Origin of the sequence: Ruminococcus sp. RTP21484sp1_RTP21277st1_D2_RTP21277_210401, from assembly GCF_040924225.1 — a bacterium.
Classification (GTDB): Bacteria; Bacillota; Clostridia; order Lachnospirales; family Lachnospiraceae; genus Blautia_A; species Blautia_A faecis.
In genome coordinates this window covers 1-7,090 of record NZ_JBCOMJ010000059.1, presented here as the reverse complement: position 1 = coordinate 7,090, position 7,090 = coordinate 1, and the positions used below count along the sequence as shown (strand labels likewise).

At 42.6% G+C, this 7,090-nt stretch carries 10 protein-coding genes, 1 other RNA gene and 2 pseudogenes; 5 read left to right on the top strand and 8 right to left on the bottom strand.

Going from position 1 to position 7,090, the window contains the following annotated elements:
• Positions 1–87: 87 nt before the first annotated feature.
• From hisF to AB5706_RS22815, 5 genes and pseudogenes are all read right to left on the bottom strand, one after another.
• Positions 88–846 carry an imidazole glycerol phosphate synthase subunit HisF gene (gene hisF, locus AB5706_RS22835; protein WP_148461840.1) on the bottom strand — a complete coding sequence of 253 codons (759 nt, stop codon included), beginning with the start codon at positions 844–846 and terminating at the stop codon, positions 88–90.
• A 2-nt stretch (positions 847–848) separates the two neighbouring features.
• Positions 849–1,466: an imidazole glycerol phosphate synthase subunit HisH gene (hisH, locus tag AB5706_RS22830; RefSeq protein WP_118584280.1), complete on the bottom strand. Its 618-nt coding sequence runs from the start codon at positions 1,464–1,466 to the stop codon at positions 849–851.
• A gap of 309 nt (positions 1,467–1,775) precedes the next feature.
• Positions 1,776–3,293: a sensor histidine kinase gene (locus AB5706_RS22825; RefSeq protein ID WP_173770362.1), complete on the bottom strand. Its 1,518-nt coding sequence runs from the start codon at positions 3,291–3,293 to the stop codon at positions 1,776–1,778.
• Positions 3,293–3,970, bottom strand: coding sequence for a response regulator transcription factor (locus AB5706_RS22820; protein WP_118584277.1), 678 nt, complete (start codon positions 3,968–3,970; stop codon positions 3,293–3,295). The genes AB5706_RS22825 and AB5706_RS22820 overlap by 1 nt, the downstream gene beginning before the upstream one ends.
• A gap of 63 nt (positions 3,971–4,033) precedes the next feature.
• Positions 4,034–4,216: pseudogene (locus tag AB5706_RS22815) on the bottom strand (DUF6783 domain-containing protein); the annotation flags it as partial.
• Here AB5706_RS22815 and AB5706_RS22810 point away from each other — a divergent pair.
• Both AB5706_RS22810 and AB5706_RS22805 read left to right on the top strand, forming a co-directional pair.
• Positions 4,133–4,375, top strand: coding sequence for a DUF6783 domain-containing protein (locus AB5706_RS22810; protein WP_373132582.1), 243 nt, complete (start codon positions 4,133–4,135; stop codon positions 4,373–4,375). The pseudogene AB5706_RS22815 and the gene AB5706_RS22810 sit on opposite strands and share 84 nt — an antisense overlap.
• Entirely contained in the window at positions 4,333–4,566 is a 234-nt protein-coding gene (locus AB5706_RS22805) for a hypothetical protein (RefSeq protein ID WP_118584275.1), read from the top strand. The genes AB5706_RS22810 and AB5706_RS22805 overlap by 43 nt, the downstream gene beginning before the upstream one ends.
• 141 nt (positions 4,567–4,707) lie before the next feature.
• Here AB5706_RS22805 and AB5706_RS22800 read toward each other — a convergent pair.
• Both AB5706_RS22800 and AB5706_RS22795 read right to left on the bottom strand, forming a co-directional pair.
• A pseudogene (locus AB5706_RS22800) lies at positions 4,708–4,980 on the bottom strand (transposase domain-containing protein); the annotation flags it as partial.
• Between the two features lie 126 nt (positions 4,981–5,106).
• A complete protein-coding gene (locus tag AB5706_RS22795; RefSeq protein ID WP_118584274.1) occupies positions 5,107–5,313 on the bottom strand; it encodes a hypothetical protein in 207 nt (68 codons plus the stop codon).
• A gap of 159 nt (positions 5,314–5,472) precedes the next feature.
• Here AB5706_RS22795 and AB5706_RS22790 point away from each other — a divergent pair, with 159 nt between their 5' ends.
• The 3 genes from AB5706_RS22790 to AB5706_RS22780 all read left to right on the top strand — a co-directional run bounded on the left by AB5706_RS22790 (position 5,473) and on the right by AB5706_RS22780 (position 6,544).
• Positions 5,473–5,781: a helix-turn-helix domain-containing protein gene (locus AB5706_RS22790; protein WP_148461842.1), complete on the top strand. Its 309-nt coding sequence runs from the start codon at positions 5,473–5,475 to the stop codon at positions 5,779–5,781.
• A 390-nt stretch (positions 5,782–6,171) separates the two neighbouring features.
• Entirely contained in the window at positions 6,172–6,303 is a 132-nt protein-coding gene (locus tag AB5706_RS22785) for a hypothetical protein (RefSeq protein ID WP_267904441.1), read from the top strand.
• 88 nt (positions 6,304–6,391) lie between these two features.
• Positions 6,392–6,544 carry a hypothetical protein gene (locus AB5706_RS22780; protein ID WP_233456192.1) on the top strand — a complete coding sequence of 51 codons (153 nt, stop codon included), beginning with the start codon at positions 6,392–6,394 and terminating at the stop codon, positions 6,542–6,544.
• A 14-nt stretch (positions 6,545–6,558) separates the two neighbouring features.
• Here AB5706_RS22780 and ssrA read toward each other — a convergent pair.
• Positions 6,559–6,908, bottom strand: a transfer-messenger RNA (tmRNA) gene (gene ssrA, locus AB5706_RS22775).
• Between the last annotated feature and the right edge of the window lie 182 nt (positions 6,909–7,090).

Below are 7,090 nucleotides of genomic sequence, written 5' to 3'. Positions count from 1 at the left end.
CGGCGAGTGAGTAATACACATTGTCCAAATGCGTCCCTCCTGAAAACTTTTCACCCTCCCAACACACTAAATAGCAATTTTAATATTCTATCGTCTTACCGGAACACCTTTTTCAGCCAGGTAATCCTTCACCTGAGAAATTTCCAGTTCTTTATAGTGGAACAGGGAAGCTGCCAGAACTGCATCGGCACCGCCGTCGGTAAGGCCTTCGTAGAAGTGTTCCAGGGTACCGGCACCACCGGAAGCGATGACCGGGATGGATACGGCATCAGATACTGCGTGGGTTAATGGGATGTCGTAGCCAGCCTTGGTACCATCACAGTCCATGCTGGTAAGGAGGATTTCTCCTGCACCAAGGGCTTCTGCTTTCTTCGCCCACTCAATGGCATCAATGCCTGTATCCAAACGACCGCCATGCTTATAGATGTTCCAGCCGCCGTCAGGACGACGCTTAGCGTCAATGGCAACTACTACACACTGGCTGCCGAATTTATCTGCTGCCTCACGGATTAATTCCGGACGGTCAATGGCTGCGGAGTTTACAGAAATCTTGTCTGCACCTTCGCGGAGCAGCTTCCGGAAATCATCTACAGTACGAATCCCGCCGCCAACTGTAAATGGAATGAATACGTTAGCTGCTACTTTTCGAACCATATCTACTACCGTGTCGCGCTGTTCGCAGGAGGCTGTAATGTCAAGAAATACTACTTCGTCAGCTCCTGCCGCATCGTATGCTTTCGCAATTTCCACAGGATCTCCAGCATCCTTCAGGTCTACGAAATTAACACCTTTCACTACTCGTCCATTATTTACATCCAGACAGGGAATAATTCGCTTTGTAAACATGATCATGCCTCCTTTCCAAGCTTCGCAAAATTCTCCAGTATTTTCAGACCGTACTTGCTGCTCTTCTCCGGGTGGAACTGGCAGGCAAATATGTTGTCCTTTTCAACGGAGGCATGAATAGTTACGCCATACTGCGCAGTCGCCTTCACGATTTCAGGTTCTTTTGCCTGAAGGTAGTAGGAATGAACAAAGTAGACGTAAGTCTCTTCCGGAATTCCTTTAAACAGGCGGCCATCATTCTGAAGGTGAAGAGAATTCCATCCCATGTGAGGAATTTTAAGTCCAGGAGCCGGGGGAATCTTCACGATCTTACCTTTCAAAATTCCAAGTCCCTCCACTCCCGGAGTTTCGTCACTGGATTCGAAAAGGAGCTGCAGACCCAGACAGATTCCAAGGAATGGAGTTCCTTTCTCTGTAAGCTCCCGGATCACAGGAACAAGTCCGAATTTATTCAGATTATTCATGGCATCTCCAAAGCTTCCAACACCTGGAAGAATTACTTTATCTGCACTCAGTAATACCTGAGGATCTCTGGAAACTACAGTTTCCTCTCCAAGGTAATGAAGGGCTTTTTCCACACTTTTTATATTGCCTGCATCATAGTCAATTATTGCTATCATTCGGGCTCCTCCTGTTGTCTGTTTTTCGTCAATACTGCGTCTATTGTGTGCAGCATTTTCTGCCATCATATAAATGCTTTTAATCAGCAAATACTGCCTTCCCAAAGCACAATATTGCTGAACATACACTTTCATATTCTTACAGTATAACGCAAAAACAGGCGGTTGCAAAGAGCTAATTCCATGCTGCCGCCTGTTTTGTTAGTTTGTATTGTCTTTCCCGATCAGCACTGCTTTTTTTATGAAAAATTACAATTATCTTCTCTTTCAAGCACCAGATTTCCAGCCTGAAGATTGACTATTTTTACTTTATTTCCGATCCAGGGTAAACCAGAATTCCACCCCGTTATCAAAGTTCTGAACACCGTACTGCTGATTCATACCTTCCATAATAGCCTTTACAATAGAAAGTCCGATTCCGCTTCCGCCATACTCTCTGGTACGTGCTTTGTCTACCTTGTAGAACTTGTTCCACAAATTCGGGAGATCGGCTTCCGGGATTGGGGTTCCGGTATTAAATACCGTTACTTTCACTCTGTCTTCCTGTTTCTGGACTTTGATCTCCACGATTTTTTCTCCATCCAGATGATGCAGGGCATTGCTTACATAATTCGTCACAACTTCTTCTGTCTTAAACTCATCTGCCCAGACATAAAGAGGCTCTGTCTCATTAAAAATCACCCGGGCTTCTTTCTGCCTGATCATGATATCCATGGTGGAAAGAACGCCTTTGATCAATGCAGTCAGGTCAAAACGCTCCATAACAGCTGCGTCTTTTCCGGATTCCAGCTGATTCAGCGTAAGAAGATTCTTTACCAGCTTATTCATCTTGGCAGCTTCATCAATAATGACGTCACAGTAAAAATCCATGCTTTCCGGATCATCATTAATGTTCTCCTTCAGACCTTCTGCATACCCCTGCACAAGAGCAATGGGTGTCTTCAGCTCATGGGAAACATTATCCAGAAACTCTTTTCGCATTTCATCGATTTTCACCTTATTCTCAATATCCTTCTGCAGCTCATTGTTTGCAGATTTCAGCTCGGAAATGGTATGCTCCAGCTGACTGGACATCTTGTTAAAATTATCTCCCAGCACATCAATTTCATTGCCGGCCTTGCTTTTATATCTGGCTTCAAAATCAAGATCTGTCATCTTACGGGAAAGCTCCGTCAGCTCGGAAATAGGTCTGGTCAGCTTTCTGGTTACTGCCATAATACACATTCCACTTATAACAATAATGACAATTCCTACAAAGAAATAAAACTTATTGGAAATATTTGCGCTTTCCTGGATACTTTCCAGAGGGCTTCGGATCAGGAAATAATTGCCGTTGTCAAACTTTCCCCAGCACTCTACATAATCCATGCCAACGAAACGGTCATGTACCTGCTGAACCACACAGTTATCTGTCTGTTTCAGAATTGTGCCTTTTCCGTTATCCATATCAAGATCACTGGCATAGCCAAAAAACAGCTTGCTTCTCAGCTGATCTTCATTCTCCGGCCAGCACAGATATTTCGTATTATCCTCATTGACAACCACCCAGGTCAGATTATTCCTGGAGCTTTCCTGAATGATCTCAGAAGACAATTCTTCCTGCTCGCTTTCCACATCGTCCTCTGTCATAGAATCCGTGTTGATCTGACTCAGCACTTCCCTTGCTTCCAGAAGAGTTTCCGTCTTTTTTGACACATAATATTTTTCCAGAAATGCTCCGTTGATCATGGAAATCGTGAGAATGGAAAGGAATAAAAGACCTATAAATGTAAACGTGATCTGGTGCTTTATGGAGCGGATTTTCTTTGGCTTCTTTGATTTCTTCATCACTCTACCTCAAACTTGTAACCCATTCCCCATACGGTCTTGATGTACTCACCTTTATCCCCCATTTTACTTCTTAATTTCTTCACATGTGTGTCAATGGTTCTGGCATCTCCGAAATAATCATAATTCCAAACAGAATTAAGGATTTTTTCCCTGGAAAGAGCAATTCCCTGATTTTCCAAAAAGTAAGTAAGAAGCTCAAATTCCTTAAAGCTAAGATCCATAGGCTTGTCATCGACTGTTGCAAGATGGGCAGCCTTATCGATCACAATTCCCCCTGCGCTGAGCACATCTTCCGCTCCGGTCTGTCCGGTACGGCGAAGGATAGCTTCTACTCTGGCTACCAAGATCTTCGGGCTGAATGGCTTGGAAATATACTCATCCACACCCAGGTCAAAACCAAGAAGCTCATCACGCTCATCTCCTCTTGCTGTCAGCATAATGATCGGCACTTTGGAATTCTTGCGCACCTCACGGCATACTTCCCAGCCGTCCATCTTTGGCATCATTACATCCAGGATGATCAGGGCAATATCTTTTTCTTTATAAAAGATATCCATGGCTTCCTCGCCATCTCCTGCTTCCAGCACCTGAAAATTCTTCTTTGTTAAAAAGTCTTTTACAAGCTTTCTCATTCGGCTTTCATCATCCACTACAAGGATTTTTAATGTATCCATATCTTGTCCTCCCTTTTTGGTCAACCTCATTTATCGCATGGTTTTTATACCTTTTTGTACGATTCACCTGTATCTTAACACAGGGGTATGATGATTTTGTGAACGCCAGCACATTTTCTGACAGATGACTTTTTTTCTGTTTTGTGCTATGCTAGAGCGTGTTTGAAAAAGGCTTTCTGCAAGATGTGCGTCACAATTTGTGGGAGATTTCGCTCGGATGAGGGCGCCGTAGCGGGCTACGGCGCCCGAATTCGGGTGAAATCTCCCGCAAAGTGGGGCGTGCAGATTGCGGGAATGATTTTTCAAACACGCTCTAAGTACAGTGTAAAATATAAATCAATTTTTGAAAAGAGGGAATTCACATGCGTCAGGAAAGTTTTAAAATGGAGCGTCCGGGACTGGTGAAACCGGGAGATAAGATTCAGATCACGGAATATCAGTCCTACATGAACTACAGCTATATCATTGAGCCTGCTGTAGCCATGTCCGGCTGCTATCCGAACTCACAGAGAATCAAGGCAAAGGAAGGAACCATTGTCAGTGTGGAAAAGGCACCGCTTAGTGGGTATGTGGTGATTGCGGAATTTGAGGAATAGCTACATTTAGTCAGGGACTCCCCAAAGGGGGCCCTGACTGATTTTCACTTTTTCTGAAATTTCTCAATCACACACTCCACACTCATGCGTCTTTGTTTACATCATATTTATTTAAATATTCTCTGTAAGAAAAATCCCCGACTACTTTTCAGTAGCCGGAGCACCTTGACAATTCACATATGATTGATTTGATTCGTTTGCACGACGTTCGATCTCAGCTTTGACAGTTTCGTTCCATGGCGCCAGAAGTTCTAATTCATCATCACTCATCCAATCATCAGGCAGTTTTTCCAGCAGATAGGTAAGATAGTGATAGACGTTTACTCCATTGGCTTTTGCCATTTCTACCATTGTGTACACAATAGCGCTGGCCTGGGCTCCGTTTGGTGTGTCACAGAACAGCCAGTTTTTACGGTTATGTGCTTAAGAACATAACCGTAATTATGTGCCGAACTTAGTTATGTGCTCTTAACATATTTCAAGAAAAATGTCATAGTTAAAAGAAACTGTCGAAGAGCTGCATAAACAGTATTCACAGACTCAAGACACATGCTCACCTGTTGAAGAAGGTACTGATAATTCCAAATCGACCGAAGACACTGATAACCAAAAATAACCGTCATTACGATCGTTGTCACCTCCTTTCTCTCTTGGTTCGTTGTCAGTTGCAAACATCATTGACTTGTCTGCCATCTGCTGATTTGTATAACCAAATCTGGCTTGTTCCGCTTCTAAATTTCTAAACATCTCATTTCCTCCTTTCGCTTATTTGCGTTTTGCAAACTGAAATTATACTATAATTTCTATTTGCAAATTTATCAATACTTTTCTTTTCATTTTGCAAACTTTTCTGTTGACAGTTTTTTCAATATGCAACTATAATCGAATTATCAGGAGGTACCAATTATGGGTGACAATTTTAATGACAATTTAAAAGAAGCTCGCTTAAGATCTGGATTATCCCAGAAAGAAGTGGCAGAAAATATTGGCGTAGCAAAATCTACATATTCATTATATGAGAGTGGAAATAGAGAACCAAACGTAAATACAATAAAGAAAATTGCTGATTGCTTAAATGTTTCTGCTGATACTCTCCTCGGACTTAATGACGAACTTACCACTCTTGCCGCTCATTTTGATGGCAAAGAATACACCGAAGACGAATTGAATGAAATTCGCCAGTTTGCTGAATTTGTGAAAAACAAAAGGAAATAATCGGCATATCTGCCAGAATGTACATTGACAATATAATATATTTACCCAGGGAACTGTTGGGGTGTTATGTCAGCCGCCGGACACTTTTGTGAAAGGAGGCTGGTGCTGATGGTTACATACAGTGATTTATTTACTTTTGTAATTATGCTTTGTGCAGTCATAACTCTTGTTATTACTTTTTCGCATAAAAAATAGCGCCCCTGCTCTGGTAAAGTAAGGCGCTATTTTTAGCTGATGCTTTATCCGGCGGTCAGGTGTGCACTGACCAACGGTTCTCTTGTTAAATATATTATATGTCACTCCGAAATATTTGTCAATTTTCTTTTTGTGGAAGCAACTGTACAGATTTTTGTACACGTATTGAGATATACTAAAGCGGGAGGTGTTTACATGAGCACATATGAGGAATTACAAGACCAGACCTGCGCGGACGGTATAGACGTAATGGACTATGAATTTAATAGTCCAAACATAAAAGGCTTATATTGTAACAGCACTGTAGCAATCAATAAGTCCATTTGAAGGAATGGTTATACCATTCCGTTTTCATGATCTCCGACATTACTCTGCTTCGATCATGCACGCGATTGGTATTCTGGATCAGTACATTATGGCAAGAGGTGGATGGAAAACAGATACCGTTCTAAAGGCTGTATACAGAAATGTGATCAACGATGAGCAAAAGAAATTTACAGATAAAATTAATTCGCATTTCACAACTATGCAACACGAAATGCAACACGAAAAAGAAAAAACGCCGTAAATACGGCGTTTTCACTATGGACCTGGCGGGAATTGAACCCGCGTCCGAAAGTCTATCCCTTGCGGCATCTCCCATCACAGTCGCTGTATTAACATTCCCTCCACAGCACGCCCACCGACAGGCTTACTGCTTCAGTAGCTTCATGATACATCTACCGGGGCAAAGCTTACCCGGCAAGGTTTCTCACAAGGTCGACGCCAGACTCCTGAAGTGTGAGTGCAACAGGACTGACGGGCAGCACTTAGGCTGCCATTACTAACTGATCGTCAGCGTTTATATTTAGAATTTCCCGTTATTACGCAGTTCGGGAGACTGCGGATGGCTTCCACAACTTCAAAACCCCCGTCGAAACCAGTACAAGCCCTAATCGTATATAATAGGTATTGCTGGTGCGCAGACGAAGTTTGTGTAATTGTGCTTTCGCTAAGATATTATTATATGCATTTTTTGCAAAGCTGTCAATATGGTGTTTTGCTATTTAGTGTGTTGAAAGTTGTTCAAGGCGGACGCACTCGGACAATGGTGATTGCTCACTCGCCGGCGCAA